General features: G+C 63.6%; 21 protein-coding genes and 1 riboswitch. Of the genes, 12 read left to right on the plus strand and 9 right to left on the minus strand.

The features are described 5' to 3' along the window. Positions 1-187: 187 nt before the first annotated feature. The gene (locus tag QQL85_RS21105) at positions 188-511 is read left to right on the plus strand and encodes a hypothetical protein (RefSeq protein WP_284356147.1); all 324 of its coding nucleotides are present in this window, start codon (positions 188-190) and stop codon (positions 509-511) included. Positions 512-544: 33 nt separating this feature from the next. Continuing rightward, a complete protein-coding gene (locus QQL85_RS21110) occupies positions 545-2,242 on the plus strand; it encodes a phosphoethanolamine transferase (protein WP_284356146.1) in 1,698 nt (565 codons plus the stop codon). Between the two features lie 72 nt (positions 2,243-2,314). Here QQL85_RS21110 and QQL85_RS21115 read toward each other — a convergent pair whose 3' ends face one another. The 4 genes from QQL85_RS21115 to QQL85_RS21130 all read right to left on the minus strand — a co-directional run bounded on the left by QQL85_RS21115 (position 2,315) and on the right by QQL85_RS21130 (position 6,105). Further along, positions 2,315-3,334 carry a branched-chain amino acid aminotransferase gene (locus tag QQL85_RS21115; protein ID WP_284356145.1) on the minus strand — a complete coding sequence of 340 codons (1,020 nt, stop codon included), beginning with the start codon at positions 3,332-3,334 and terminating at the stop codon, positions 2,315-2,317. A 136-nt stretch (positions 3,335-3,470) separates the two neighbouring features. After that, complete coding sequence (locus tag QQL85_RS21120; protein WP_284356144.1) at positions 3,471-5,048, minus strand: ATP-binding cassette domain-containing protein; 1,578 nt, start codon at positions 5,046-5,048, stop codon at positions 3,471-3,473. A gap of 323 nt (positions 5,049-5,371) precedes the next feature. Then, positions 5,372-5,731 (minus strand): hypothetical protein, encoded by a 360-nt coding sequence (locus tag QQL85_RS21125; RefSeq protein WP_284356143.1) that lies wholly within the window; start codon positions 5,729-5,731, stop codon positions 5,372-5,374. Next, positions 5,728-6,105 carry a glyoxalase superfamily protein gene (locus QQL85_RS21130; protein WP_284356142.1) on the minus strand — a complete coding sequence of 126 codons (378 nt, stop codon included), beginning with the start codon at positions 6,103-6,105 and terminating at the stop codon, positions 5,728-5,730. The genes QQL85_RS21125 and QQL85_RS21130 overlap by 4 nt, the downstream gene beginning before the upstream one ends. 101 nt (positions 6,106-6,206) lie before the next feature. Continuing rightward, a riboswitch (cobalamin riboswitch) is annotated at positions 6,207-6,420 on the plus strand. A gap of 100 nt (positions 6,421-6,520) precedes the next feature. On the opposite strand from QQL85_RS21130, the gene cobW reads away from it, so the two are divergent. From cobW to QQL85_RS21150, 4 genes are all read left to right on the plus strand, one after another. Continuing rightward, on the plus strand, positions 6,521-7,588 hold the full coding sequence (gene cobW / locus QQL85_RS21135) for a cobalamin biosynthesis protein CobW (protein WP_284356141.1): 1,068 nt from the start codon (positions 6,521-6,523) through the stop codon (positions 7,586-7,588). A 3-nt stretch (positions 7,589-7,591) separates the two neighbouring features. After that, positions 7,592-11,353: a cobaltochelatase subunit CobN gene (gene cobN, locus QQL85_RS21140; RefSeq protein ID WP_284356140.1), complete on the plus strand. Its 3,762-nt coding sequence runs from the start codon at positions 7,592-7,594 to the stop codon at positions 11,351-11,353. A gap of 1 nt (position 11,354) precedes the next feature. After that, positions 11,355-12,365, plus strand: coding sequence for an ATP-binding protein (locus tag QQL85_RS21145; protein WP_284356139.1), 1,011 nt, complete (start codon positions 11,355-11,357; stop codon positions 12,363-12,365). A 101-nt stretch (positions 12,366-12,466) separates the two neighbouring features. Continuing rightward, positions 12,467-13,033 (plus strand): vWA domain-containing protein, encoded by a 567-nt coding sequence (locus tag QQL85_RS21150; protein WP_284356138.1) that lies wholly within the window; start codon positions 12,467-12,469, stop codon positions 13,031-13,033. 106 nt (positions 13,034-13,139) lie between these two features. Here the strand turns inward: QQL85_RS21150 and QQL85_RS21155 are convergent, their stop codons facing one another. Continuing rightward, the gene (locus QQL85_RS21155) at positions 13,140-13,406 is read right to left on the minus strand and encodes a hypothetical protein (RefSeq protein ID WP_013972506.1); all 267 of its coding nucleotides are present in this window, start codon (positions 13,404-13,406) and stop codon (positions 13,140-13,142) included. A 343-nt stretch (positions 13,407-13,749) separates the two neighbouring features. On the opposite strand from QQL85_RS21155, the gene QQL85_RS21160 reads away from it, so the two are divergent. The 4 genes from QQL85_RS21160 to QQL85_RS21175 all read left to right on the plus strand — a co-directional run bounded on the left by QQL85_RS21160 (position 13,750) and on the right by QQL85_RS21175 (position 20,910). After that, positions 13,750-15,075: a sigma-54 dependent transcriptional regulator gene (locus tag QQL85_RS21160; protein ID WP_060496949.1), complete on the plus strand. Its 1,326-nt coding sequence runs from the start codon at positions 13,750-13,752 to the stop codon at positions 15,073-15,075. A 142-nt stretch (positions 15,076-15,217) separates the two neighbouring features. After that, positions 15,218-16,360, plus strand: coding sequence for a MexC family multidrug efflux RND transporter periplasmic adaptor subunit (locus tag QQL85_RS21165; protein ID WP_284356137.1), 1,143 nt, complete (start codon positions 15,218-15,220; stop codon positions 16,358-16,360). A 15-nt stretch (positions 16,361-16,375) separates the two neighbouring features. Beyond that, entirely contained in the window at positions 16,376-19,507 is a 3,132-nt protein-coding gene (locus tag QQL85_RS21170) for an efflux RND transporter permease subunit (RefSeq protein ID WP_284356136.1), read from the plus strand. Next, positions 19,507-20,910 carry an efflux transporter outer membrane subunit gene (locus QQL85_RS21175; protein ID WP_284356135.1) on the plus strand — a complete coding sequence of 468 codons (1,404 nt, stop codon included), beginning with the start codon at positions 19,507-19,509 and terminating at the stop codon, positions 20,908-20,910. Before QQL85_RS21170 ends, QQL85_RS21175 begins: the two co-directional genes overlap by 1 nt. 107 nt (positions 20,911-21,017) lie before the next feature. On the opposite strand, the gene QQL85_RS21180 is transcribed toward QQL85_RS21175, so the two are convergent. The 3 genes from QQL85_RS21180 to QQL85_RS21190 all read right to left on the minus strand — a co-directional run bounded on the left by QQL85_RS21180 (position 21,018) and on the right by QQL85_RS21190 (position 24,369). Continuing rightward, a complete protein-coding gene (locus QQL85_RS21180) occupies positions 21,018-21,575 on the minus strand; it encodes a TetR/AcrR family transcriptional regulator (protein ID WP_284356134.1) in 558 nt (185 codons plus the stop codon). 207 nt (positions 21,576-21,782) lie between these two features. Continuing rightward, on the minus strand, positions 21,783-23,783 hold the full coding sequence (locus QQL85_RS21185; RefSeq protein ID WP_284356133.1) for a peptidase U32 family protein: 2,001 nt from the start codon (positions 23,781-23,783) through the stop codon (positions 21,783-21,785). Between the two features lie 205 nt (positions 23,784-23,988). Beyond that, on the minus strand, positions 23,989-24,369 hold the full coding sequence (locus QQL85_RS21190; RefSeq protein WP_284356132.1) for a RidA family protein: 381 nt from the start codon (positions 24,367-24,369) through the stop codon (positions 23,989-23,991). 137 nt (positions 24,370-24,506) lie between these two features. Here QQL85_RS21190 and QQL85_RS21195 point away from each other — a divergent pair, with 137 nt between their 5' ends. Next, entirely contained in the window at positions 24,507-25,199 is a 693-nt protein-coding gene (locus QQL85_RS21195) for a tRNA (adenine(22)-N(1))-methyltransferase (protein WP_284356131.1), read from the plus strand. A 1-nt stretch (position 25,200) separates the two neighbouring features. Here QQL85_RS21195 and QQL85_RS21200 read toward each other — a convergent pair whose 3' ends face one another. Next, complete coding sequence (locus QQL85_RS21200) at positions 25,201-25,464, minus strand: DUF2790 domain-containing protein (protein WP_284356130.1); 264 nt, start codon at positions 25,462-25,464, stop codon at positions 25,201-25,203. Positions 25,465-25,590: 126 nt separating this feature from the next. Between QQL85_RS21200 and QQL85_RS21205 the strand changes: the two genes are divergently transcribed. Continuing rightward, on the plus strand, positions 25,591-26,523 hold the full coding sequence (locus QQL85_RS21205; protein ID WP_284356129.1) for a LysR family transcriptional regulator: 933 nt from the start codon (positions 25,591-25,593) through the stop codon (positions 26,521-26,523). The last annotated feature ends 73 nt before the right edge of the window (positions 26,524-26,596 follow it).

A 26,596-nucleotide genomic window follows, 5' to 3' on the forward strand; every position in this document is an offset into this window, starting at 1 on the left:
GTGAATACCTTAGTTAGACTAATACTTACCTCTTCCGCTGCTCATCCTTTGCGCTTAGTCCACCCGCCTGCTCGAAGTTATCCTAGCCTATACATCACCATGATGTGAGCACGTTTTTTTTCACGCGTTTTTTATACGCAGGTCGATAAATAATAACCAGCGCGCTTGAGCGCGCGGAGAAAAGACCATGCCTGAAGCCATGTTTAGTTATCGCTTGCTTTTTCTTCTGGTATTCATGGCGTCCATTGTTACATGGGTATTTCTTTGGCTGGCCGGTTACTTTCCGAGCCGCCACACAGCACGACGCTATGCGGCCAAGGCCGATGCACTGACGTTGCTGGCTCTGGGGCTGGTGCTGTCCTGCGCCGCGTTGGATTACGGGCGGTTGCTAGAGCGCAATACCTTGCTGCTGGCAATGCTGTGTGTCGGGCTTCTATTCCCGTGGGGGGCTTTTTTTATTCACAAAGTCTGTGTGGCTGTTCGCAGACGAATGCTTTCATCTCATTGCTAAAAATAAAATGCGTTAAGGGAGTGGTGGCGCTTTATGAAAAAGGACGTGGCCGAAGTTGAGAATGGTCCGAAATTGAAAGTGCAAATCAATCCTGTATGGGTGTTACTGCTGACTGCACTGTGGATGACGTTGGCCGTAAACTCGGTATTCTGGTCGACCGTGTGGCGGGCGATTGACGGTTTTGAAAACGGCAATCCGTTGTTCTTGCTCAGCTTGCCGCTTTTCGTGGTGGGATGGCACTTCATCATCCTCTGGGCGTTGTGCTGGGGGCGCTTGTTGCGGCCCATGATCGCGGTGCTGATCGGTGTCGCCTCAGTGGCAAGCTACTTTGTCTCCCGCTACGGCGTTGTCATAGATGCCGGCATGTTGATGAACCTGTTTCAGACTGATGTGGCAGAAGCTCGCGACTTGCTAAGCCCTGGGCTGCTTGTGTGGTTGCTGGCTACGGCGGTCTTGCCGATCATCGTCCTCTACCGTTTGCCACTTGCCCGCCCCAATTGGCGCAAGCAGGCTGCCTGGCGCTTGTGCAGCCTGGGGGTGGTGATCGCATTGATTGGCGTTATCCTGGCCACGCAGTATCAATCCTATGCGTCGCTGCTACATAACAACCGGGAAGTTCGCCTGATACTGGTGCCCTCGAACGTACTGGGTGCTGTGCACAGCTACAGCAAACGTGCTTTCGCCAAACCCATGGCATTCGTGCAGGTTGGCACCGACGCGCAGCAACGTGTCGAAGTGGATGCAACAGGGCGCAAGAAGTTGCTGGTTCTGGTCGTCGGTGAGACGGCCAGGGCGATGAACTTTTCGCTCAACGGATACACGCGTGAAACCAACCCTGAGCTGGCGGCCCGGCAGGTCCTGAGCTTTGGCAATGTCAGTTCATGCGGCACGGCCACTGCCATTTCTGTGCCCTGCATGTTCCAGGACCTTGGGCGCGAGGCCTGGAACAATAAATATGCCGACCGGCGAGAAGGGCTGCTGGATATACTGCAGCGTGCCGGCGTCAACGTGCTGTGGCGTGACAACAACTCCGGTTGCAAAGGTGCCTGTGATCGTGTTCCGAATGAGGATGTCTCCCATGCGGATATCGCCCAACATTGTGCAACGGGGGAGTGTTTTGATGAGGTGTTGCTCTCGGGGCTTCAAGGCTACCTGGACCAACGCAACGAGAACACGGTTGTGGTGTTGCACATGAAGGGCAGCCATGGGCCCGCGTATTACAAGCGTTACCCCGCAGCGTTCCAGCGTTTTACCCCGGTTTGCAGTGACAATCAGCTAGACCAGTGTGAAGACCAGGCGATACGCAATGCCTATGACAACACACTGCTTTATTCCGACCATGTGCTGGCGCAAGTGATTGATGTGCTCAAGCGTAATACTTCACGCTTCGACAGCGCGATGCTGTATGTATCGGACCACGGTGAGTCACTGGGGGAAAAAGGTGTGTACCTGCATGGGCTGCCTTACGCCATGGCGCCTCAGGAGCAGACCCACGTTCCCATGGTGCTCTGGCTCTCTGCGCAGATGGCCGTGCGCCGTGGAATTTCTTACGCCTGCATGGCACAGCGCAGTGCCGAACCGTTGTCCCATGACAACCTGTTCCATTCCGTTCTGGGCTTGATGGATGTGCAAACCAGCGCTTATCGCGAGCAACTCGACATGTTTCAGCCATGCCAGGCTGGCCATTTGACGGGTGAGCTGCCTGCCAGTGGCCCGGTTGCGGAACAGTGACTCAGGTAAGCAGGCAAGAAAACGGGGCATGCCATTGCTGGCATGCCCCGTTTTTCATACCGCTTAAGCGCCTCAGGCGACTTTGACGATCCAGCCTGCCGGTGCTTCAACGTCACCGCTCTGGATACCGGTCAGCTCGTTGTAGAGCTTTTGGGTAACCGGGCCAACCTTTTCCAGGTCGTGGAACACATGCAGCTTGCCGTTGTACTCGATACCACCGATCGGGGTGATCACCGCTGCAGTACCGCAAGCGCCGGCTTCAATGAAGCGGCTCAGGTTGTCGATTTCGACATCGCCTTCGATCACGGTCAGGCCCAGGCGCGATTGCGCCAGTTCCATCAGCGACAGGCGGGTGATGCCTGGCAGCACCGAGGCCGACTTCGGCGTAACGAACTCGTTGTTGGCGGTGATGCCGAAGAAGTTGGCCGAACCGACTTCTTCGATTTTGGTGTGGGTCAGCGGGTCGAGGTAGATGGCGTCGGCGAAGTTGGCCTTCTTGGCTTCAGCGCCTGGCTGCAGGCTGGCGGCGTAGTTGCCACCGACCTTGGCCGCACCGGTGCCTTGTGGGGCGGCACGGTCGAAGCTGGAGATCTGGAAGTTGTGCGGCTTCATGCCGCCCTTGAAGTACGAGCCAACCGGGATGGCGAATACCGAGAAGATGAACTCGGGGGCGGTGCGCACGCCAATGTTGTCGCCGGTGCCGATCACGAACGGGCGCAGGTAGAGGGCGCCTTTGCCGTGCGGCGGCACGAACTTTTCGTTGGCCTTGACCACTTGCTTGCACGCTTCGATGAACACATCGGTGGGCACATGCGGCATCAGCAGGCGGGCGCAGCTGCGCTGCATACGGGCGGCGTTCTGGTCCGGGCGGAACAGGTTGATCGAGCCGTCCTTGCAACGGTAGGCCTTCAGGCCCTCGAAGCACTGCTGGCCGTAGTGCAGGGCAGTGGAACCCTCACTGATGTGCAGTACGTTGTCTTCGGTCAGGGTGCCCTTGTCCCACTCGCCATTGCGCCATACGGACAGGTAGCGTTTGTCGGTCTTGATGTAGTCGAAACCCAGCTTGTCCCAATTAATGCTTTCGTTGCTCATGACACCCTCATTGTCTTGCAAGTGCCCGATCGCTCGGGCTGCTGTTATATGCGCACCACGCCACCATAATACATCCGTGGCAGATCGGGAACGGCCAGTCACGAATTGATAGCCTGCGATGCATTTTTTTCGGCATCTACAACTGCAGGTACTCATCCAGCGCCAGGTTTTGCAGCAGTACTGCATCATGGGATGCCACCATGAGCGCCCCGCCAAACTGCCCGAGCATGCGCTCCAGTGCTGCCAGTGACGGCAGGTCCAGATGGTTGCCGGGTTCGTCCAGCAGTAACAGGTCGAGCGGCCTTTCGCGGTACAGCACGGCGGCCAGTGCCGCCTTCATCCGTTCTCCGCCGCTGAGCAGGCTGCTGGGCAGTTCGATACGGGCCGCATCCAGCCCAAGCTGCGCCAGGCGGCTGCGTAATTCACCCTGGGCCATTGCCGGGTTGGCCTTGCCCAGGTGGTCGAGCACACTGCTGTGGCCGCATAGCGTGCTGCAATGCTGGTCGAGCAGGGCCGTCTCGCCCGTGAGGCGCACGTTGTCGGGCGATGCCGGTAATTCCCCGTTCAGCAGCCTGAGCAGGGTGGACTTGCCGCTGCCATTGGCACCGACCAAACCCACCCGCTGGCCCAGGCATACGCGCAGGTCGAGCGGTTTGCGGGTGCCACGCGGCAGGCGAAGCGCCTGGAGGGCCAGCACTTCGCGGCCTGCATGGCGCTGAGGTGTGGGGGCATGCAGGGTAATGGCGCTGTCCTGCTCGACCCTGCGGGCGGCATCGCGCACTTGGTCATGCAGGGCCTGCCGGGCTTCGCCGTGGTCGCGGCGCTGCTTGCCCGCCGTGACCTGGCTGCGCTCCTGCTGACGATCGACCAGAATCCTGGCCTGATTGGCGTGTCTGGCCTGGCGTCCGGCCCGGGCCTGATGGCGCTCCAGGTCTTCGCGCTGGCGTTGCAGTTCACGGGCCTGGCGTTGCTGTGCCTGCTTCAACCGGGCGAGTTGCTGCTGGGCCTGGGTCGTCTGGCTGGCCTTTTGTTCTGTATAGAAGCTGTAATTGCCGCCATAGGCCTGCAACCCCAGGCTGGATAGCTCGACGATACGCACCAGGTGCGCCAGCAGGCTGCGGTCGTGGCTGATCACCAGCAGGCCCCGGTCCCAGGCTTCGATCATGCCCAGCAGCTGGGCGCGGGCTTCGCTGTCCAGGTGATTGCTGGGTTCGTCGAGAATCAGGTAGTCGGCATTGCTCAGCCACGCGCCAATCAGCGCCACGCGCATGGCCTGGCCACCGCTCAGGCTGTTGGCGGGCTGGTGCCAGCCGAGTTGGCCCAGACCGTGGCGCTGCAGGTGCGCCTGCAATTGCTCGCGGATATCCCAGCGCTCGCCAACGGTGTCGAAATCCTGGGGGGCGATGCTGCCTTGCTCGATACGCTCCAGCGCTGCGATCAGCGTGCCGGCCTGGGCCAGGTCGGCAACCGTGGCGCTCTGCTCGATCACCTGCTGGTTCAGCAGGTGAATACGGCCAAGGCGTCGACAATGGCCGCTGCTCGGTTCGTGCTGGCCGGCCAGAATCTGACCGAGCAAACTCTTGCCCACACCATTGCGCCCGACCAGGCCAGTGCGGCGGCGGTCAAAGGTTTCGTTGAGGTCGGTAAACAGCTGCCTGCCATCAGGCAAGGTCAGGGAGACGCTGTCCAGCGTCAGGATTGACGTGTTCGTCATGCACAACTCCACAAATGCCGCGACATCTCCGGAGCGAACCGGAGGCTGAAGACTGGCCGTCGGAAGGACGGCGGCATCAATGGCGCATTGGACGAACACCTCTTTGTTGGGGAATGTAGAGCCTAACGAACTGGAGGTTACGGGTAAAGCTTGAGTATTGGTCGTCGCCCGTGAGCGCGCCTCGGATCCTGTGGGAGCGGGCTTGTCGAGGCGTCGAACCGCCGCGAACACCGGCGAAGCCGGTGCCATACACCGCGTCGCATGCTTCGCGGGCAAGCCCGCTCCCACAGGGTAATGCAGTGCTTGCGGGTGCTTTACTCGGTTTAACGCCCAGCCAAGCGCCTACCCCAGTCGCCGGCGTGGCCGCGCGCGCAGGCCTCTTCACTGTCGAAGCGCACATGCCAGGCAGGGTGATCCAGTTGTATTTCCGCCTGCTTCAACGCTTGGCTGGTCAGCGCCAGCATGCGTGCCTTCGCGTCGCCTGCCACGGCAGCGGTTTTGTCGGCCTCTTGCTCGAACACCCATGTAATGCGCAGGCTGCCCGGAAAGTCCTCGGGATCGAGCCGGTGGGTAAGCCAGCTGAAACCGATGATTTCCGCCTTGGCGGTTTCGCAGGCTTCGGTCAGGCACGCCACCAGTTCCCGCTCCAGCCGGGCCATTTCGCGCTTGCCCAACGCTTTCAAGGGTTGGCCTCGTCATCGATCTGCTGGCAAAAACGCAGGCGGTTGCCAAACGGGTCATACACCTGCATCTGCAGGCCCCAGTCCAGGCGCTCGGCTTCGGGGCGGGCGTAGCCGTACTGTTTATCCTGCAGTTCACGCTCCAGCGCGCGCAGATCGTCGATGCGGGCGAACACGGTGGAGCCGGGGCAGGCATCACCGTGGTGCTCTGAAAGGTGCAAAATCAGCCCGTCGCGGTGAATCTGCACATACAGGGGTAGGTCCGGGCTGAAGCGGTGCTCCCAGTCCAGGCTGAAACCGAGGAAATCGAGGTAGAACTCCTTGGCCTTGTCGACCGAGAAGATGCGCAGTACCGGTATGGCGGGGGCGAGCTGCATGGGGGCGTCCTTGACCGTGGATGAAGGCGCCACTGTAGCGCAGTTACATGCCTTGTGGTCAGCCAGCGCTGCGCAACGGTTGACCACCCGCCAGCCACTGCGTAGCCTTGCCACTTCGAGGTTCTTCGGCCAGGCCGGAGCTAAGACGGGAACGCGGTACAAGCCGCGGCTGCCCCCGCAACTGTAAGCACCGACAACGGATCGACACAGCCACTGCGCCTGCGCGCGGGAAGGCGTCATCCCGCCACCGCCTGCTGTTTGTCAGGCCTATGGAACGGTGCGAGCCAGGAGACCTGCCTCGTCACGTTTTCGACTTTAAACCGGGCGGGGTGATCCGGTGGCGAACAAGCCCGGCCGTCTTGGTCCGCGGTTGTCGTCCTGCATGCCCGCGCCACACTGCCAAGGGCAATGCGACATGAAAACACTGGCCAAGCTCCCCGTCACCATCGTCACCGGCTTCCTCGGCTCGGGCAAGACCACCTTGCTGCGCCACATGCTCGACAACGCCCAGGGCCGCCGCATCGCGGTCATCGTCAACGAGTTCGGCGAGCTGGGCATCGACGGCGAAATCCTCAAGCAGTGCAGCATCGGTTGCACTGAAGAAGAAGCCAGCGGCCGCGTCTACGAGTTGGCCAACGGCTGCCTGTGCTGCACCGTACAGGAAGAGTTCTTCCCGGTGATGCGCGAGCTGGTGGCGCGCCGTGGCGACCTGGACCACATCCTGATCGAAACCAGCGGCCTGGCCCTGCCCAAACCGCTGGTGCAAGCCTTCCAGTGGCCAGAAATCCGCAACGCCTGCACCGTCGATGCGGTCATCACTGTGGTCGACAGCCCGGCCGTGGCCGCCGGCACCTTTGCCGCCTACCCAGACCAGGTCGATGCCCAGCGCAAGCTTGACCCCAACCTGGACCATGAATCGCCACTGCACGAACTGTTCGCCGACCAGTTGGCCAGCGCCGACCTGGTGGTACTGAACAAGGCTGACCTGATCGACGCCGAAGGCCTGGCCAAGGTCCGTGCTGAAGTGGCCGAAGAGCTGCCGCTGGCCGTCAAGGTGATCGAAGCCAGTAGCGGCAAACTGCCACTAGACGTGCTGCTGGGCGTGGGCGCGGAGTCCGAAGCTCACATCGATGGCCGCCGTACCCACCATGACTCGCACCACGACGGTGACGACCATGACGATCATGACCACGATGCCTTCGACTCCATCTCCATCGACCTGCCAGAAGCCGACGAAAGCCTGCTGCTCGACGCCCTGACCCAGTTGGTGGTGGAGTTCGGCGTCCTGCGTGCCAAAGGCTTTGCCGCCATCCCGGGCAAGCCGATGCGCCTGCTGGTGCAAGGCGTGGGTACCCGTTTCGACAAGCACTTCGACCGCGCCTGGCGTGCTGACGAGCCGCGCATCACCCGCCTGGTGCTGATCGGCCAGGACCTTGACGCTGCCCTGCTGGAAGCGCGCCTGCGCCAGGCCCTGGGCGCCTGACCCATGCACCTGCTGCGGACCCAGCCCGGCGGCTTCGTGCCGGATGACAGTATTGCCGACCTCGGCCAGACACCCGCCGAGCTGGTGATTCTCTGCAGCGGCGATTCACACCTGGCCTTGCTCGCCGATACTGCCGAGCAATTGCCAGACGATTTCCCCAGCCTGCGCCTGGCCAACCCGATGCAGGTGCAGAACCACGCCTCGGTCGACCTGTATGTCGACCAGGTGTTGCGCCATGCCAAGGTCATCCTGGTGTCGCTGCACGGCGGCGTCGGCTATTGGCGTTATGGCGTCGAGCAACTGGTTGAGCTGGCCGCGCGTGGCGTGCAGCTGATTCTGGTGCCGGGCGACGACCGCCCGGACCCCGAGCTGACCGGCCTGGGCACCGTCAGGGGCGAGCAGGCCGAGCGCCTCTGGCACTACTTGCGCCAGGGCGGCAAGGCCAACGCCATCAACTTGTTCAACTGCCTGGCCAGTCACTGGCTGGGCCGTGACTATGCCTGGGACGAGCCGCAGCCCTTGCCGCGCACGGCGGTGTACCACCCGGCCAAGGGCAGCGCCACGCTGGAAGACTGGTACCCGCACTGGCACCCCGAGCACCCGGTGGCGCCGCTGCTGTTCTACCGCTCGCACCTGCAGGCCGCCAACACCGCATTCATCGACGTGTTCTGCCAGCGCCTTCAGGCCGCCGGGCTGAACCCGTTGCCGATCGCGGTGGCCAGCCTCAAGGAAAGCGCCTGCCTGGAGCAGGTCGAAACCTGGCTGGACGAGGTCGGCGCCGAGGTGCTGGTCAACACCACAGGCTTTGCCCTGTCCAGCCCAGAACGCCCCAACCTGCGCCCGTTCCGCCGCGACATCCCGGTGTTGCAGGCCATTTGCGCGCAGGACAACCAGCCGGGCTGGGAAGCCAGCGAGCAGGGCCTGGGCGCGCGCGACCTGGCCATGCACATTGCCTTGCCCGAACTGGACGGGCGCATCATCACCCGACCGGTCAGTTTCAAGGACATGGCCTGGCGCAGTGAGCGCAGCCAGTCCGACGTGGTGTGCTACCGCGCCCACCCCGAACGTATGGACTTCGTCGCCGAGCTGGCCCGACGCTGGGTCGAGCTGGCACGCTTGCCCAATGCCCAGAAGCGCGTGGCCCTCGTGTTGGCCAACTACCCGACCCGCGATGGCCGCATTGGCAACGGCGTTGGCCTGGACACGCCTGCCGCCGCCTTGAACATTCTCAAGGCGCTGCAGGCCGAGGGCTATCCGCTGGCCGAATTGCCGAGCAGTGGCACACAACTGATCCACCAACTGCTTGGCGGCGTAACCAACGACCTTGACCACCTCGACCTGCGCCCCTGCGCCCAGAGTCTGAGCCTGGCCGACTATCAAGCCGCCTTCGAGCGCCTGCCCGAGGCCAACCGCCAGGCCGTGCTGGAACGCTGGGGGCCGCCCGAGCAGGACCCGATGTACCGCAGCGGTCGGCTGATGGTGGCCGGCCTGCGTTATGGCCTGACGTTTGTCGGCATTCAGCCGGCCCGGGGCTACCAAGTAGACCCGAGCGCGGTCTACCACGACCCCGATCTGGTGCCGCCGCATGGCTACCTGGCATTTCATTTCTGGCTGCGCCATGCCTTTGCCGCCGACGCGGTGATTCACGTCGGCAAGCACGGCAACCTCGAATGGCTGCCCGGCAAGGGCGTCGGCTTGTCGGCGCAGTGTTGGCCGGATGCCTTGCTCGGTCCACTGCCAAACATCTACCCGTTCATCGTCAACGACCCGGGCGAGGGGGCCCAGGCCAAGCGCCGAACGCAGGCGGTGATTATCGATCACCTGATGCCGCCGCTGACCCGTGCCGAAACCTATGGGCCGCTGCGCCACCTGGAGCAACTGGCCGACGAATTCTATGAAGCACAGATGCTCGACCCACGGCGCGCGCGCGAGTTGCAGCGCGACATTCTGGAGCTGGTCAAGGCCAACCACATCGACCGCGAGCTGCAGCTGGAAGGCCAGCTGGACGATGCCGCTGTCTGGCTGCCGCGCCTGGACACCTACCTGTGCGACCTGAAGGAATCGCAGATTCGCGATGGCCTGCATGTGTTCGGCCAGTCGCCTGAAGGGCGGCTGCGCCTGGATACCTTGCTGGCGCTGCTGCGGGTCGAGCGGGGCGACGGTCGTGGCGGCAATGCCAGCCTGTTGCGCGCCTTGGCCAAGGCCTTGGTGCCAGGCTTCGACCCGCTCGATTGCGAGCTTGGGCAACTGTGGCAGGGCGCACGCCCAGAGCAGTTGCAGGCCATGAGCTGCGACCCTTGGCGTACGAGTGGGGATACCCGTGAGCGCCTTGAATTGTTGGCGCTGCAAGTGATCGGGCAGGCACTGGAAGGCAATGCACCGTTATCTGACCAGAGCGAATGGCAGCCGGTGCATGACGTGGTGCAGGCCTTGTGTGAAGCGGTAGCCCCCAATCTGGATGCCTGCGGCGCCGCTGAAATGAACGGCCTGCTGGCGGCGCTTGCCGGTCGCTTCGTACCGGCCGGCCCTAGCGGAGCGCCCAGCCGAGGGCGCCTCGACGTGCTGCCCACCGGCCGCAACTTCTACACCGTGGACGTGCGCAACCTGCCCACCACCACGGCCTGGCGCCTGGGCTTCGCCTCGGCCAACCTGATCCTGGAGCGGCACCTGCAGGACCACGGCGACCACCTGCGCCAGCTCGGCCTGTCGGTGTGGGGCACGGCGACCATGCGTACAGGCGGCGACGACATCGCTCAGGCCATGGCATTGATGGGCGTGCGGCCAGTGTGGGCCACTGGCAGCCAGCGTGTCGACGACTTCGAAATCCTGCCGCTGAGCCTGCTGGACCGCCCACGCGTGGATGTGACCTTGCGCGTTTCCGGTTTCTTCCGTGATGCGTTCGGCAACCTTATTCGCCTGTTCGATGCCGCCGTGCAGGCAGTGGCCGCGCTGGATGAACCCGACGACCTCAACCCCCTGGCCGCCCGCGTACGCAGTGAGCGTGCCACGCTGCAAGCGCAAGGCGTGGGCGCCGAGCAGGCCGCGCGCCAGGCGGGCTGGCGGGTGTTCGGGGCCAAGCCCGGTGCTTATGGTGCCGGGGTGCAGAACGCCATCGACGGGCGCCTGTGGAACAGCCGCGACGACTTGGCCGAGGTCTACCTCAATCATGGCGGTTACGCCTACGGAGCCAGCGACGACGGCACCCCGGCCCGCGCCCAGTTCGCCCACCGCCTGGCCAAGGTGCAGGCGGTGCTGCAGAACCAGGACAACCACGAGCACGACCTGCTCGATTCGAACGATTACTACCAGTTCCAGGGCGGCATGCTGGCCGCGTCGGAAACGTTGTCCGGCTCGGCAGTGGCCAGCTACCACGGTGACCATAGCCAGGCTGACCGGCCACGCATCCGCACCCTCAAGGAAGAGTTGAACCGGGTCATCCGCGCTCGTGCGCTGAACCCGAAGTGGATCGACGGGGCCAAGCGGCACGGTTACAAGGGCGCCTTCGAGATGGCGGCGACGGTCGACAACCTGTTCGCCTTTGATGCCACCACGCACCTGATCGACGACCATCATTACCAGGGGCTCGCCGATGCCTATGTGCTCGACCCGGCGACCCGCGACTTCATGCGCGAGCACAACCCCGAGGCCCTGCGCGACCTGACCGAGCGCCTGTTGGAGGCCCAGCAGCGGGGCCTGTGGCAAGCGCCGGGTGAGTATCGCGAAGCCCTTGAGGAGCAACTGCTCGACGGCGAGGAACAGGCTTGAAATGAGTGAACCCGTACAATTCCCGCTGGCCGCGGTGGTCGGTGCAGACGACCTCAAACTGGCGCTGTGCCTGACGGCCATCGACCCGAAAATCGGTGGTGTGCTGATCGAAGGGCCACGCGGCATGGCCAAGAGTACGTTGGCGCGTGGCTTGGCCGACCTGCTAGGCGAGGGCCCGTTCGTCACCCTGCCGCTGGGTGCCAGCGAGGAACGGCTGGTCGGCACCCTCGACCTGGATGCCGCGCTGGGGCAGGGCAAAGCGCAGTTCTCTCCGGGCGTGCTGGCCCAGGCCGACGGTGGCGTGCTGTATGTCGATGAGGTCAACCTGCTGCCTGACACCCTGGTCGACCTGCTGCTCGACGTGGCGGCCAGTGGCACCAACCGTATCGAGCGTGACGGCATCTCGCACCGGCACAGTGCCCGTTTCGTACTGATCGGCACCATGAACCCGGAAGAGGGCGAACTGCGCCCGCAGTTGCTCGACCGTTTTGGCCTGAACGTGGCCCTGGAAGGCTTGCCTGAACCCGTAGCGCGCCAGCAGATCATTCGGCGTCGCCTGGCCTTCGACAGCGACCCGCAGGCCTTTTGCGCGCAATGGGCTACGGCCCAGGCGCAGCTGCGCGAACGCTGCCAGGCGGCGCGCCAGGCCTTGACCGGCATAGCCCTGGACGATCAGGCGCTTTCGTGGATCACTGAACGCTGCTATGCCGCCGGGGTCGACGGCCTGCGCGCGGACCTGGTGTGGCTACGTGCTGCGCGCGCCCACTGCGCCTGGCGCGGTGGTGCGGCTATCGAAGAAACGGATGTCGAAGCGGTGGCCGAGTTTGCCTTGCGCCATCGCCGCCAAGTGGCGCCCCAGGCCAATCCGCCATCGGCGCCGCAACAGCCTGATCAGCCGGGTACCAGCAACCCAGGCGAACAGGGCGGGCAGGGCGACTGGGGGGCGTTGCCGGCGCAGCCGGTGGCCAGCGGTGCCCGCCGCGAGGTGCCGAGCTGGGCAAAAAAGCCCTGAGCATCCCCCAACGACCCGCCAAAGGGACGGATGCCAAAGCGGGCGCAGGCAAGCAGAACGGTGCCAGCCGTGGCCGGGCGCGCAGTGCGGCGGCCGGCCGGGTGGCCTGGCTGCCGACCTTGCTCAAGGGGCGTCCACGGTTGCGCCAGGACCTTTGCTGGCAGCAACGCCAGGCCAGGCCCGCAGAGCTGTGGCTGGTGATCGTCGATGCTTCGGCCTCCACCCGTCGTCATCAGGCGCTGGCGCAGACCAAAGGGCTGCTGGCCGCGCTGTTCGACCAAGCCTACCGCCAGCGCGCACGGCTTGCGCTGCTTACCGCCAGCGGGCGCACGCCACAGTGGCAGCGCCACGGCTTGAAGGCCTCGGCCGCCTTGCAACCCTGGCTACAAGCCTTGGGTGCCGGTGGCGGTACACCCTTGATCGCCGCACTGGAACAGGCCCGGCACTGGCTAAAAGCGCGGCAGCGCGCTCACCCGGCTGAGGCCGTGCGTTGCCTGATATTTACCGATGGTCGCCTGCAGCACTGGAATGCAGTAGAGCCCATGCCCTGTGCGACGTTGTTGGTGGATATGGAGCTTGCACCTGTTCGTCTTGGGCGAGCACAGCGTCTGGCTGAACAGTTGCAGGCCGATTACCAGCACTTGCAACAATTCAACGTCCTGGGCTGAACAGTATGGGCGCGACACTATGTCGCCACAGAAAAAGTTGCCTGAACAGCAACTTTATATTCGAACAAGTGCGTGGCGTTGCACGCACTTGGATTGCCAGGTGATATTACTTCGGCATCGACCACGGTTGCAGGTCGTAGCCTTTCTCGCACAGTTCGGCGCGCACTTCCTCGATCAGGCTGGCCCACTGGGCCGGGTCGGAATAGATACGCGAGGACACTTGCTTGCTGCCGATGCGGGTGCTGGTCCGGTCGATCACTGCCAGGCTCAGCTCACCAGTACCGTTGGGTGCATCCCAGGCTACGCACTGGAAAGGTTCGAAGGCGTGGTCGGCAATCAGCAGTGCTTCGTTGACACGGAGCGGGGCATTCATGGTTCGGTCTCTCTATGGTCCCAAACATCGAAGTTAAGTCCGCGTTGCTTCAAAGTCGCCTCACATTATCGCGAAGTGCAGCGCGGGGTTATGTGTACTGATGCTCGTTGTCCGGGGGCAAGTCACACAAAGGATGTAAATTTTTTTGTCAGGGTCGAGTCCGTTCTTGCCTGCGCCCCCATGTGATGTCAATAAAGCGCGAAAATTCGCGTGACACTTTGTAAAAAAATGCGTCGGCAGACAGACGGTACTGGGAACCGTCAACTTCGTTGCTACTGTTAATCGGGCGCCACAACTTGCTGTTTTACTTCATAAAACCAAAAACTGGCGCCAAGGATCGGTTATGCAACAGCTTGCCGCTCAACGCCGTTTGCTTATCGTCGACCCCTGCGACGACTGCCACCGATTGTTGCCTGGCCTGCGCAGCGCAGGCTGGGATGTGGACAGCTGCGTGCTCGGGGGGGCGTTGGACCATCCTTGTGATGTTGGCCTGTTGCGCTTGCAGGCTTCGCACCTCAGGCACCCTGATGCGGTCAAGGACATGATCAAACGCAGCAATACCGAATGGATTGCCGTGCTCAGTGCCGAACAACTGCGCATGCCGGCCGTGGGCGATTTTGTCTGCGAATGGTTCTTCGACTTCCACACCCTGCCATTCGACGTTTCCCGCGTGCAGGTCACCCTTGGCCGAGCGTTCGGCATGGCGCGCTTGCGTGGCAAAGGGGCGGTGAAGGTGGATGAGGCCACCCACGAACTGCTCGGCGAAAGCCGGCCGATCCGTGAGCTACGCAAATTGCTGGGCAAACTGGCGCCCACCGAGTCGCCGGTGCTGATCCGAGGTGAAAGCGGTACCGGCAAGGAACTGGTGGCGCGCACCCTGCACCGCCAGTCGCAACGCAGCGAGCAGCCCTTCGTTGCCATCAACTGCGGGGCTATTCCCGAGCACCTGATCCAGTCCGAACTGTTCGGCCATGAGAAGGGCGCCTTCACCGGTGCGCACCAGCGCAAGGCCGGGCGCATCGAAGCGGCCCATGGGGGCACGTTGTTTCTCGATGAAATCGGTGACTTGCCGCTGGAGTTGCAGGCCAACCTGCTGCGTTTTCTGCAGGAAAAGCACATCGAGCGGGTGGGCGGTAGCCAGCCGATTCCGGTGGATGTGCGGGTGCTTGCGGCCACCCATGTGGACCTGGAACGGGCCATCGAGCAAGGGCGCTTTCGCGAAGACCTGTATTACCGCCTGAACGTGCTGCAGGTGGTGACCGCGCCGTTGCGCGACCGGCATGGCGACCTCTCGATGCTGGCCAGCCACTTTGCTCATTTCTACAGCCTGGAGACCGGGCGCCGGCCGCGCTCGTTCAGCGACCACGCCCTGGCGGCGATGGGCCGGCATGACTGGCCGGGCAATGTGCGCGAGCTGGCCAACCGCGTGCGCCGTGGCCTGGTGCTGGCCGAAGGGCGGCAGATCGAGGCGCAGGACCTGGGGCTGCAGCTGCTCGACCAGGAGCAACAGCCGCTGGGTACGCTGGAAGAGTACAAGCACCGGGCCGAACGCCAGGCACTGTGCGATGTGCTGAACCGGCACAGTGACAACCTGAGTGTGGCGGCCAAGGTGCTGGGGATTTCACGGCCGACGTTCTACCGGCTGTTGCACAAGCATCAGATTCGCTGACTGAAGACAGGATCTTCAATGCGTTTCGCGCGAATTTCAGGTTTCACAATTATTAACAAAGTATCAAATGAGACAAAATTGACTCATTTGATTATCCCTCCTATCATCCGGGCCGTTTTTCCATCTCAAGCTCGGGTGAATCATGAGCAACTTGCGTGCAATAGGAATGGCCAGCTGCCTGGCGGCGGCAGTCGTCCTGGCCGGCTGCGGCGATGCAAAAGCGCCGCCGTCTGCGGCCCAAACGGCCTTTCCGGTGCAGACCGTTACGGTCGCCAGCGAACCACTGACCCTGGCGGCAACCCTGCCGGGCCGGGTCGAACCCATGCGGGTGGCCGAGGTGCGCGCCCGGGTAGCCGGCATCGTTCTGCACAAGCGCTTTGAGGAGGGCGCCGATGTCAAGGCTGGCGACGTGCTGTTCCAGATCGATCCGGCGCCATTCAAGGCCGCACTGGCCCGCGCCGAAGCCGATCTGGCACGGGCCCGGTCGGTGATGCTCGAAGCCCAGGCACGGGTGCGCCGCTATGAGCCGCTGGTAAAGATCGAGGCGGTCAGCCAGCAGGACTTCGACACCGCCAGCGCCGACCTGCGCAGTGGCCAGGCCGCCGTGCGTTCGGCCCAGGCCGATGTCGAGACTGCGCGCCTGAACCTGGGCTACGCCACGGTCAAGGCGCCGATCTCTGGCCGTATCGGCCGGGCACTGGTCACCGAAGGTGCGCTGGTCGGGCAGGGCGATGCCACGCTGATGGCGCGCGTGCAGCAACTGCACCCGATCTACGTCGATTTCACCCAGTCCGCTGCCGATGCCCTGCGCTTGCGCCAGGCGCTGAAGGACGGCGCGCTGGCCGCCGGTGACCAGCAGGCCCTGACGGCCCGGGTGGAAGGCACCGACTACGAGCGCCAGGGCGCGCTGATGTTCACCGACATCGCCGTGGACCGCGGCACCGGCCAGGTCACCCTGCGCGGTCGCTTCGACAATGCTGACGGCATCCTGCTGCCGGGCATGTATGTGCGCGTGCGCACCCCCCAAGGCACCGACAACCAGGCCATTCTGGTGCCGCAGCGCGCCATCCAGCGCGGTAACGACGGCGAGGCGCGGGTAATGCTGGTGGGCATTGGTGGGGTTGCCGAAGCACGCAGTGTACGCACCGGCGCCATGCACGGCGCCCGTTGGCAGGTTACCGAGGGCCTGCGCCCAGGTGACCAGGTGATCGTAGGCAGCCCTGCTGGCCTGGCCCCGGGCATGCCGGTAACACCGGCCCCGGCGCAACAAGCCGCAGTGCGTTGAGGCGAGGGTAACGCGATGTCCAAGTTCTTCATCAAACGGCCGAACTTCGCCTGGGTCGTGGCGCTGTTCATTTCGCTGGCCGGGCTGTTGGTAATCCCTACGCTGCCGGTGGCCCAGTACCCCAACGTGGCGCCGCCACAAATCACCATTACCGCCACCTACCCGGGGGCGTCGGCCAAGGTGCTGGTGGATTCGGTCACCAGCATCATCGAAGAGTCGCTGAACGGCGCCAGGAACCTGCTGTATTTCGAGTCCACCAACAACTCCAACGGCATGGCCGAAGTGGTGGTCACTTTTGAGCCGGGTACCGACCCGGAGCTGGCCCAGGTCGATGTGCAGAACCGTCTGAAAAAGGCCGAAGCGCGCATGCCGCAGGCGGTGATCACCCAAGGCATCCAGGTAGAGCAGACCAGCGCCGGCTTTTTGCTGATCTATGCCCTCAGCTACAAGGATGGCGCAGGCCAGGCCGACACCACGGCGCTGGGTGACTACGCTGCGCGCAATATCAACAACGAGCTGCGTCGGGTACCGGGCGTGGGCAAGTTGCAGTTCTTCTCGTCAGAAGCGGCCATGCGCGTGTGGGTCGACCCACAGAAACTGGTGGGCTACGGGCTGTCTATCGATGACGTGAGCAATGCCATCCGCGGCCAGAACGTGCAGGTGCCGGCCGGCAGCTTTGGCAGCGCGCCAGGCAGCAGCCAGCAGGAACTGACCGCCACCCTGGCGGTGCACGGCACGCTGGACGACCCACAGGCATTCGGCCGTGTGGTGCTGCGCGCCAACCCGGACGGTTCGCTGGTGCGCCTGGCCGACGTCGCCCGCCTGGAAGTGGGCATGGAAAGCTACAACTTTTCCTCGCGCCTGAATGGCAAGCCGGCGGTGGCTGGCGCCGTGCAGCTGGCACCGGGTGCCAATGCCCTGAAAACCGCCGAGCGGGTCAAGGAGCGCCTGGCCGAGCTAAGCGCGTTCTTCCCCGAAGGTGTCGAGTATTCGGTGCCCTACGACACCTCGCGGTTTGTCGACGTGGCCATCGAGAAGGTCATCCACACCTTGCTCGAAGCCATGGTGCTGGTGTTCCTGGTGATGTTCCTGTTCCTGCAGAACATCCGTTACACGCTGATCCCGTCGATCGTGGTGCCGGTGTGCCTGCTGGGTACGCTGATGGTGATGAAGCTGCTGGGCTTCTCGGTGAACATGATGACCATGTTCGGCATGGTGCTGGCCATTGGCATCCTGGTCGATGACGCCATCGTGGTGGTGGAGAACGTTGAGCGGATCATGGCCGAGGAGGGGCTGTCGCCGGCCGACGCCACCGTCAAGGCCATGGGGCAGGTGTCTGGCGCGATCATCGGCATCACCCTGGTGCTGTCGGCGGTGTTCATGCCGTTGGCGTTCATGTCCGGCTCGGTGGGGGTGATCTACCAGCAGTTTTCTCTGTCGCTGGCGGTGTCGATCCTGTTCTCGGGCTTTCTCGCGCTTACCTTCACACCTGCCTTGTGCGCTACGTTGCTCAAGCCGGTGGCACCCGGGCACCATGAGAAGGGTGGCTTCTTCGGTGCTTTCAACCGTGGCTTTGCGCGGCTGACCGAACGCTACTCGGTGATGAACAATGCGCTGGTGCGCCGTGCCGGCCGCTACATGCTGGTGTATGCTGGCCTATTGGCAGTGCTCGGTTACTGCTACCTGCGCCTGCCGGAATCCTTCGTGCCGGTGGAAGACCAGGGCTATGCGATTGTTGACGTGCAATTGCCGCCGGGGGCCAGCCGTGTGCGCACCGACGCGACCGGGCAAGCCCTGGAGCAGTTCCTGATGTCGCGTGAGGCACTGGCGTCGGCGTTCATGGTCAGTGGTTTCAGTTTCTCGGGCATGGGTGAAAATGCCGCCCTGGCGTTCCCCACCTACAAGGACTGGTCTGTGCGCAGCGCCGCGCAATCGGTGGACGCCGAAACCCAAGCGATCAATGCTCAGTTCGCCGGTTACGGCGATGGCGCGATCATGGCGGTCAACCCGCCACCCATCGATGGCCTGGGTAACGCGGGTGGTTTTGCCTTGCGCCTGCTCGACCGAGGCGGCCTTGGCCGTGACGCCTTGCTGGCGGCGCGTGACAAGGTGCTTGGTGAGGCCAACGGCAACCCGATCATCCTCTACGCGATGATGGAAGGCTTGGCCGAGGCCCCGCAGCTGCGGGTTGACATTGATCGGGAGAAGGCCCGCGCCTTGGGCGTCACCTTCGAAACCATCAACAACACCCTGGCCACTGCCTTTGGCTCGGCGGTGATCAACGACTTCACCAACGCCGGCCGGCAACAGCGGGTGGTGGTGCAGGCCGAGCAGGGCGAGCGCATGACGCCAGAAAGCGTACTGCGCCTGTACGCCCCCAACGCCGATGGCCAGCAGGTGCCGTTCAGCAGCTTTGTCAGCACCCACTGGGAAGAAGGTCCGGTACAGATCGTGCGGTACAACGGCTACCCGTCCATCCGTATTTCCGGTGATGCCGCAGCGGGCTACAGCACCGGCCAGGCCATGGCCGAGATGGAGCGCCTGGTCAGCGAGCTGCCGCCGGGGATCGGCTACGCCTGGACGGGCCTGTCGTACCAGGAAAAGGTTTCCAGTGGCCAGGCCAGCAGCCTGTTCGCCTTGGCCATCCTGGTGGTGTTTCTGCTGCTGGTGGCGCTGTACGAAAGCTGGGCGATCCCGCTGACGGTGATGCTCATCGTGCCGATCGGTGCGCTGGGGGCTGTGCTGGCGGTAATGGTCACCGGCATGCCCAACGACGTGTATTTCAAGGTCGGCTTGATCACCATCATCGGCCTGGCAGCGAAGAACGCCATCCTGATCGTCGAGTTCGCCAAAGAGCTTTGGGAGAAGGGCTACAGCCTGCGTGACGCTGCCATCGAGGCTGCACGCCTGCGCTTCCGGCCAATCGTGATGACGTCGATGGCGTTCATTCTCGGCGTGGTGCCCCTGGCCATCGCCAGTGGTGCCGGTGCCGCCAGCCAGCGGGCGATTGGCACCGGGGTGATTGGCGGCATGCTTAGCGCGACGTTGTTGGGGGTGGTGTTCGTGCCGATCTGTTTTGTCTGGGTGCTGTCGCGGCTCAAGCGCAAGCCAGCGCAGCAGGCCCAACCTGCCGAGGTGCTGGAGTGATGGCCCTGCGTAATCTGTTAGTACCCTTCACCCTGGCGGTGCTGGCCAGCGGTTGTTCCCTGGCACCCACCTACCAGCGGCCCGAGGCGCCGGTGGCCAGCCAGTGGCGCGATGCCGCCCACCTTCCGGGGCAGCAGGTGGGCCAGCTGGACTGGCAGGCGTTTATCGTTGACCCGACGTTGCGCCAGCTGGTGAGCGCGGCGTTGGACAACAACCGCTCGCTGCGTCAGTCCCTGCTGGACATTGACCAGGCGCGGGCGCAATACCGCATCCAGCGTGCTGAGCGCATGCCGGGGTTGAGCGGCGTGGCTTCAGGTAACCGCCAGCACCAGCCTGCCACGCTGGCCAGTGAGGGGGGCGAAGGGGTTGCCAGTACATATCAGGTCGGGCTGTCGCTGCCTGAATACGAAGTCGACCTGTTTGGCCGGGTGAAGAGCCTGAGTGATGCGGCGCTGGAGCAATACCTGGCTACCGAAGAAGCTGGCCGTGCGGCGCGCATCGCCTTGATTGCCGAGGTAAGTCAGGCCTACCTGAGCCTCGACGGCAGCGAGCGGCGCCTGGCGCTGACCCGGCAGACCCTGGCCAGCCGCGAGGACTCGCTCGCGCTGATTGGCCAGCGTCGTACCGCAGGTGCCGCCACGGCCCTGGACCATCAGGAGGCGCTTGGCCTGGTCGAGCAATCCCGCGCCGAGCAGGAGAGCAATCTGCGCCAGCAACGCCAGGCCTATAACGCGCTCGTGCTGCTGGTGGGCAACCGTGAGCTGACCAAGGCGTTGCCGACCGAGCGCCAGGCCGCGCCGAGCGTACTGCAGGACATCGTCCCCGGTGCGCCCTCGGCGCTGCTTGAGCGGCGGCCGGACATCCTCGCCGCCGAGCACCGCCTGCGGGCGCGCAATGCCGACATTGGCGCGGCGCGGGCGGCGTTCTTCCCGCGTATCAGCCTCACCGGCAGCCTGGGGACGTCGAGTACCCAGGTGTCTGGGCTGTTTGACGGCGGTTCGCGCAGTTGGAGCTTCATGCCTCAGGTGTCGCTGCCCATCTTCGATGCCGGGCGCAACCGGGCGGGGTTGAGCCTGGCCGAAGCGCGCAAGGATTCGGCAGTAGCCGCGTACGAAGGGACAATTCAGCAGGCGTTTCGTGAAGTGGCAGATGCCCTGGCGGCCACCGATACCCTGCGCCGCGAGGAAGTGGCGCGGCGAACCCTGGCCGACACCAGCCGTGCCACCCTGGCCCTGGCCAAGGCGCGTTACGAGGGCGGGATCGATAGCCACCTGCGCTACCTGGATGCGCAGCGTAGTGATTTTGTGAACGAGGCGGCGTTCATCGAGGTGAGTACGCAGCGGCAGCTGGCGCTGGTGGACCTGTTCCGTGCCCTGGGCGGTGGGTGGCCTGAGCGCGGCTGACAACGGCTCCTTTGGTTGGATGATCCAACCGTTTTGGCCCCTGGGACTTGTGCTCAGGGGCCTTTTTTTGCGCTTGAGGCCGCTCAGGGCCCGTGCCACCTTGGCTTTCAGGGCCTGGCCAGCGCACCTTGCAGGAACAGCTGCTCCAACGCCTGTGCCGAATTGGCACTGGCGGCACGCCCACGCCGCTCGGCATCGACCATGCCGTAGATCTGGGTGATAAACATCTCGGTAAACACGGCCGCGCTGATGTCGATACGCAGCACGCCCATCTGCTGCGCGCGCAGGAAAAACGCATCCATCGCCTGGGTGTAGGCGAGCCAGCGGCGGTCTTCGCTGTCGCCCAGCAAGGTGTCGGGGCGGTACTGGAACATCAGGAACACCAGCATTTCGCGGTGCTTGAGGTGTTCGGCAATCAGGTGCCGCACGGCGGCCAAGGGCTCGGCCGTGTGCAGGGCGGCATTGTCGATCACCTGGTTGAGCACCTGTTCGCCGTGGTTTTCAAGCAGGGTCACCAGGTTGTCGCGGGTGCCGCAGAAGCGATGCAGGGTGGCTTTACTGACACCGGCGGTTTCGGCCAGCTCCTTCAGGGTGGCGCGTGGGTGGACCACAATGGCGTGGGCGAGGGCCTTGAGCAGGCGTTCGTCGTGGGGAGTGGGGTGCATCGCTATGCCTCGCGTGGGTCGCATGGCAATTATTGTGCAGAAATCAGGTGGGGGATCAAGTGGAAAGGTCTCATATGAGACCTTTTTGTATCTTTCCGGGCCCTTTCGCGGCTAAAGCCGCTCCTACAGGGATTTTCACCGCTTCAAATGCTGTGATTTCCCTGTGGGAGCGGCTTTAGCCGCGAAGAGGCCCGTACAGATCGAAGATCAATGCGGCCCGCGCGGGATGGTTTTCAGCAGGTCTTCCGGGCTGATATGCCCTACCACCTGGGCCACCGCGCTGCCTGGCGTCGGCAGGTCGATGATGTGGCTCTTCATCTTGCCGACCACATGCATTTCGCACGGTTTGCAGTCGAACTTCAGGGTCAGCACTTCGTCACCCTGGATCAGCTGCATCGGTGCCACCTTGGTGCGCACGCCGGTTACGCCCTTGGCCTGCTTGGGGCACAGGTTGAAGGAGAAGCGCAGGCAATGCTTGGTGATCATCACCGGCACTTCGCCGTGCTCTTCATGGGCCTCGTAGGCCGCGTCGATCAGTTGCACGCCGTGGCGGTGGTAGAAGTCGCGGGCCTTCTGGTTGTACACGTTGGCCAGGAACGACAGGTGCGACTCGGGGTACACCGGTGGTGGCGTGGTCTCGGCCTTGCGCCCGCCACGCGGGTGCGCCTTGATCCGCGCTTCGGTCAGTGCCTCGATGGCTTCGCGGCGCAGGGCCTTGAGCTGCGAGTTGGGGATGAAGTACGCCTGCGGGGCATCCAGCTGGATGCTGTCGGCGTGGTACATCGTAGTGCCCAGCTGACCGAGCAGGTCGTGCAACTGGTCCAGCGCCTGCTGCGGTTTGTTGGCCGCGCCGAACGGGCCATCCAGCGCCACCTGCACGCTCACGCCCTCTTCACTGCTCAGGGTCAGCATCAGGCGCTGCTCGCGCAGCACGGCATGCCACTCTACGCCAACCCGCCGCTCGGACGAGGTGCGTTGCAGGGCCTGCTGCCAGTTGTGGTCGAGGTTGCGCGACAGCGGGTGGTTGGGCCGCAGCTTGTGCAGGCCGTCGGGCATTTCGTTGGGCTCGACGCGGTAGCGGTAACGCTTGTGGCCGTCTTCCTCGAACTCGCCGCGTGGTTCGGCGATGTTGGCACGGAAGCCCACCACTTCGCGCTTCACCAGCACGTTGAGGCCGTCGCCGTTGGTCAGCGGTACGTCGGTGACCACTTGCATGTCACGCTTGCCGACCTTTTCCACCACGCCCACCGGCAGACCGGTGAAGGTTGGCGAGTCGAAGGCGCCGATATCGACCTTGCGGTCAGTGACGAAGTAGTCGGTGCTGCCGCGGTGGAAGGTCTTGTCCGGGTCGGGCAGGAAGAAGTGCTCGGTACGGCCGCTGGATGCACGGGCATAGGCCGGGCGGCCTTCGAGGATGGCGTCGAGCTCTTTGCGGTAGTGGGCCGTGATGTTCTTCACATAGCCCATGTCCTTGTAGCGGCCCTCGATCTTGAACGAGCGCACGCCGGCATCGACCAGGTCGGCCAGGTTGGCGGTCTGGTTGTTGTCCTTCATCGACAGCAGGTGCTTCTCGAACGCCACCACGCGGCCCTGGTCATCCTTCAGGGTGTAGGGCAGGCGGCAGGCCTGCGAGCAGTCGCCACGGTTGGCGCTGCGGCCGGTTTGCGCGTGGGAGATGTTGCACTGGCCGGAGAAGGCCACACACAGCGCACCGTGGATGAAGAACTCGATGGCAGCATCGGTTTCGGCGGCGATGGCGCGAATTTGCTGCAGGTTCAGCTCGCGGGCCAGCACCAGTTGCGAGAAGCCGGCCTGGTCGAGGAACTTGGCCCGTTCCAGGGTACGGATGTCTGTCTGGGTACTGGCGTGCAGCTCGATCGGCGGGATATCCAGTTCCATCACCCCCAGGTCCTGCACGATCAGCGCGTCGACACCGGCGTCGTACAGCTGGTGGATCAGCTTGCGTGCCGGTTCCAGCTCGTTGTCGTGGAGGATGGTGTTGATGGTGGTGAACACGCGTGCATGGTAGCGACGGGCGAACTCGACCAGTTCGGCGATCTCGCTGACCTCGTTGCAGGCGTTGTGGCGCGCACCAAAGCTTGGGCCGCCGATGTAGATGGCGTCAGCGCCGTGCAGGATCGCTTCACGGGCGATGGCCACGTCACGGGCAGGGCTGAGCAGTTCCAGGTGATTCTTTGGAAGGGACATGTCGTTATATTTTCGGGCTGTCACGGTTTAGGCGGGCATTGTAGCGGCGAAACGGGCTGGCGGCATCATCGGGGTGCCGGGAGGTGTATTGCTTGTAGCGGCCCTATCGCCGGCAAGCCAGCTCCCACAGGGATTGCATATGGCTTGAGGCCGATGCCGTCAAGGTGGGAGCTGGCTTGCCGGCGATAGGGCCCTTGCAGGTAGATCAGCGCTTGGCGGCCATTGCGGTTACTTCGACGCGCATGCCTTCGAACGCCAGGGAGGCTACCCCCACGGCGGCGCGCACCGGCCATGGCTTGCTGAAGAAGCGCTGGTACACCTCGTTGAACGCGGCACGGTCGGCCATGTCGGTCAGGTAGATGGTCAGGTGCAGCACGCGGTCCATGCCGCTGCCGGCCTTCTCCAACGCCACTTTCAGCGCCTGCAGGGTGCATTCGCTTTGCTCGACGATACCGCCCAGTTCCAGGCTGCCGTCGGCATGGGTCGGGATCTGGGTGGTGACCAGTACGCCGTTGTACTCGGCGACGTCGGACGAAATCGACTCGTCGTCCGGGTCCGGGGTGTAGATGATGTCTGCGTTTGCCATGGTGTGTTTTGCCTTGCTACGGAAGGAAACGTGCAAGCCTACGCGAGCAGCGCGGGCGGGTCGAGGGCGCCCCTGTGTTTGAAATGCGCGGCGTTCGCCGTCAGAATCGCGGCCTATTGCAAAGCCAGGGGCTTACGTTGAACGAACAGACTTTGTCCAGACGCCTGGAGCGCGTGGCAGCCCATGTGCCGCAGGGCGCACGCTTGGCCGACATCGGCTCGGACCATGGCTACCTGCCGGTGGCGTTGATGTTGCGTGGCGTGATCGAGGCCGGGGTAGCGGGTGAAGTGGCACAGACGCCATTCGCGTCGGCCCAGCGCAAAGTGCGCAGGAACGGCCTGGAAGGCCGCATCACCGTGCGCCTGGCCGATGGCCTGGCAGCGGTAGAGCCCAGCGACCGTATTTCGGTGGTCAGCATCTGCGGCATGGGTGGCGAAACCATGTGCGAGATCCTTGAGGCCGGCAAGCAGCGCCTGGCTGGCGTCACGCGCCTGGTGCTGCAGCCCAATGGCGCTGAGCGCGAGCTGCGCGAATGGCTGGTGGGTAACGGTTACCGCATCGTCAGCGAAGAACTGCTGCGGGAAAACCGCTTCGACTACGAGATCATCGTTGCCGAGCCGGGCGAGGCTGCGTACACCGGGGAACAGCTGTACTTCGGCCCAGTGCTGATGCAGGAGAAAAGCGAGGCGTTTCTGGTCAAGTGGCGGCGCATGCTCAAGCAGAAGCAGCAAACCCTGGCCAACTTCGAACGTGCCCGCGATGCGGTGCCTCAGGTAAAGATCGACGACTTCAATCTGCAGGTGGCCTGGATCACCCAGGTGCTGGCCTGATTCACTGCTGCGAACAGTTGCCCATTTCGCGGTAGTCCACTTCGCGTTTCTGGCCTTGATGGTCGACGTACACCATGTGCGCAGTGCCCACCTGGCAGTCGGCGGCATTGCTGGCTGGTGTGATGGAGATCACTTTGGCCACATCCAGCGGCATGCCGTACGCGTAGTTGCTGCTGCTGACCGGTTGGCTGTTGCCTGCATCGGCAAAGGCACCGAACGAGGCGAGGGCAGCGGCAACGGCAATTACAGCGATCGAACGTTTCATGGCAGGCTCCTGTTCTTCAATGTATGACTCATGATGTATTCATTGGTCATCCACAATAAATGGGCTAGTCCGTGATAGATTCCTGCCTGTAACGCAAGAATAAGACTGAACAAGGAGCACACCCTCATGGACATGCTGCATGCCATGCGTACCTTCGCCCGTGTGGTGGAATGTGGCAGCTTCGCTGCGGCCGCCAATGCCCTGGACATCTCTGCGGCGCAGGTTTCGCGCATCGTCGCGGAATTGGAAAACCAGCTACAGACCCGCCTGCTGCACCGCACCACCCGGCGTCTGCGCATGAGCGAGGCGGGCGAGCGGTTTCTTGAGCGTGCGCGGCAGATCATGCTGCTGACCGAAGAAGCGGTGGGCGAGGCGCGTGGCGCGCACCTCACGCCTCGCGGGCGACTGCGCTTGCATTGCCCGCACGGGCTGGGTCTGTTGTTGATGCCGCTTGTGGCGGGCTACAACGCGCTGTGCCCGGAAGTGGTAATCGAATTGACCCTGTCCCAGCGCAACCCCGACCCGCTGGCTGAAGGACACGATGTGGTGATTACCGTGGACGGTGCGCTGCCGGATTCGCAGCTGATTGCCGTGCCGTTGGGCAACATTTTCAGCATCCCCTGCGCGGCCCCCGCTTACCTGGAAACCTATGGTGTGCCAGAACGCCCCGAAGACTTGCACAGCCACCGCTGCCTGCGCATGGCCTACCCGATGTATGAAGGCGACTGGGTATTCCCGCAAGGGGTTGACCAGTGTGTGATCGCGCCGAACGACAGTTTCTCCACGAACGTCGCCGACGCCATGCTGGTGGCCAGCGAGTTGGGCATGGGTATTGGCCTGTTGCCGTTCTATACCGCCAGCCAGGCGATCGAGCAGGGGCGCTTGTGCCGGCTGCTGGCGCCGTACCGCCTGCGCGAAAGTGCGCTGTATGCGATGTACCCGTCACGGCACTACCTGGATGCCAAGGTGCGGACGTGGATCGACTACCTCAAGGAGCAGCTGCCGGCGTTGTTCGAGGGGCATGCGAAGGTGGTGGATGATGCGCGGTATTGGCGGTAGGCGAGTGACGCTTTCGTAAGCCTGTCGCCTACAGGATTGCGCAAAACCTAAAGCTTGCGCTGTACCTGTGGGA

This window comes from Pseudomonas putida (assembly GCF_030159595.1).
GTDB lineage: Bacteria > Pseudomonadota > Gammaproteobacteria > Pseudomonadales > Pseudomonadaceae > Aquipseudomonas > Aquipseudomonas putida_AC.

What these genes read in the sequence shown, in the direction of transcription:
- QQL85_RS21110 (WP_284356146.1), top strand. Translation starts at nt 545, where the DNA reads ATGAAAAAGGACGTGGCCGAAGTTGAGAATGGTCCGAAATTGAAAGTG.
- cobN (WP_284356140.1), top strand. Translation starts at nt 7,592, where the DNA reads ATGCACCTGCTGCGGACCCAGCCCGGCGGCTTCGTGCCGGATGACAGT.
- QQL85_RS21165 (WP_284356137.1), top strand. Translation starts at nt 15,218, where the DNA reads ATGAGCAACTTGCGTGCAATAGGAATGGCCAGCTGCCTGGCGGCGGCA.
- QQL85_RS21130 (WP_284356142.1), bottom strand. Translation starts at nt 6,105, where the DNA reads ATGCAGCTCGCCCCCGCCATACCGGTACTGCGCATCTTCTCGGTCGAC.
- QQL85_RS21155 (WP_013972506.1), bottom strand. Translation starts at nt 13,406, where the DNA reads ATGAATGCCCCGCTCCGTGTCAACGAAGCACTGCTGATTGCCGACCAC.
- QQL85_RS21105 (WP_284356147.1), top strand. Translation starts at nt 188, where the DNA reads ATGCCTGAAGCCATGTTTAGTTATCGCTTGCTTTTTCTTCTGGTATTC.
- QQL85_RS21170 (WP_284356136.1), top strand. Translation starts at nt 16,376, where the DNA reads ATGTCCAAGTTCTTCATCAAACGGCCGAACTTCGCCTGGGTCGTGGCG.
- QQL85_RS21160 (WP_060496949.1), top strand. Translation starts at nt 13,750, where the DNA reads ATGCAACAGCTTGCCGCTCAACGCCGTTTGCTTATCGTCGACCCCTGC.
- QQL85_RS21180 (WP_284356134.1), bottom strand. Translation starts at nt 21,575, where the DNA reads ATGCACCCCACTCCCCACGACGAACGCCTGCTCAAGGCCCTCGCCCAC.
- QQL85_RS21120 (WP_284356144.1), bottom strand. Translation starts at nt 5,048, where the DNA reads ATGACGAACACGTCAATCCTGACGCTGGACAGCGTCTCCCTGACCTTG.
- QQL85_RS21175 (WP_284356135.1), top strand. Translation starts at nt 19,507, where the DNA reads ATGGCCCTGCGTAATCTGTTAGTACCCTTCACCCTGGCGGTGCTGGCC.
- cobW (WP_284356141.1), top strand. Translation starts at nt 6,521, where the DNA reads ATGAAAACACTGGCCAAGCTCCCCGTCACCATCGTCACCGGCTTCCTC.
- QQL85_RS21205 (WP_284356129.1), top strand. Translation starts at nt 25,591, where the DNA reads ATGGACATGCTGCATGCCATGCGTACCTTCGCCCGTGTGGTGGAATGT.
- QQL85_RS21190 (WP_284356132.1), bottom strand. Translation starts at nt 24,369, where the DNA reads ATGGCAAACGCAGACATCATCTACACCCCGGACCCGGACGACGAGTCG.
- QQL85_RS21200 (WP_284356130.1), bottom strand. Translation starts at nt 25,464, where the DNA reads ATGAAACGTTCGATCGCTGTAATTGCCGTTGCCGCTGCCCTCGCCTCG.
- QQL85_RS21185 (WP_284356133.1), bottom strand. Translation starts at nt 23,783, where the DNA reads ATGTCCCTTCCAAAGAATCACCTGGAACTGCTCAGCCCTGCCCGTGAC.
- QQL85_RS21115 (WP_284356145.1), bottom strand. Translation starts at nt 3,334, where the DNA reads ATGAGCAACGAAAGCATTAATTGGGACAAGCTGGGTTTCGACTACATC.
- QQL85_RS21145 (WP_284356139.1), top strand. Translation starts at nt 11,355, where the DNA reads ATGAGTGAACCCGTACAATTCCCGCTGGCCGCGGTGGTCGGTGCAGAC.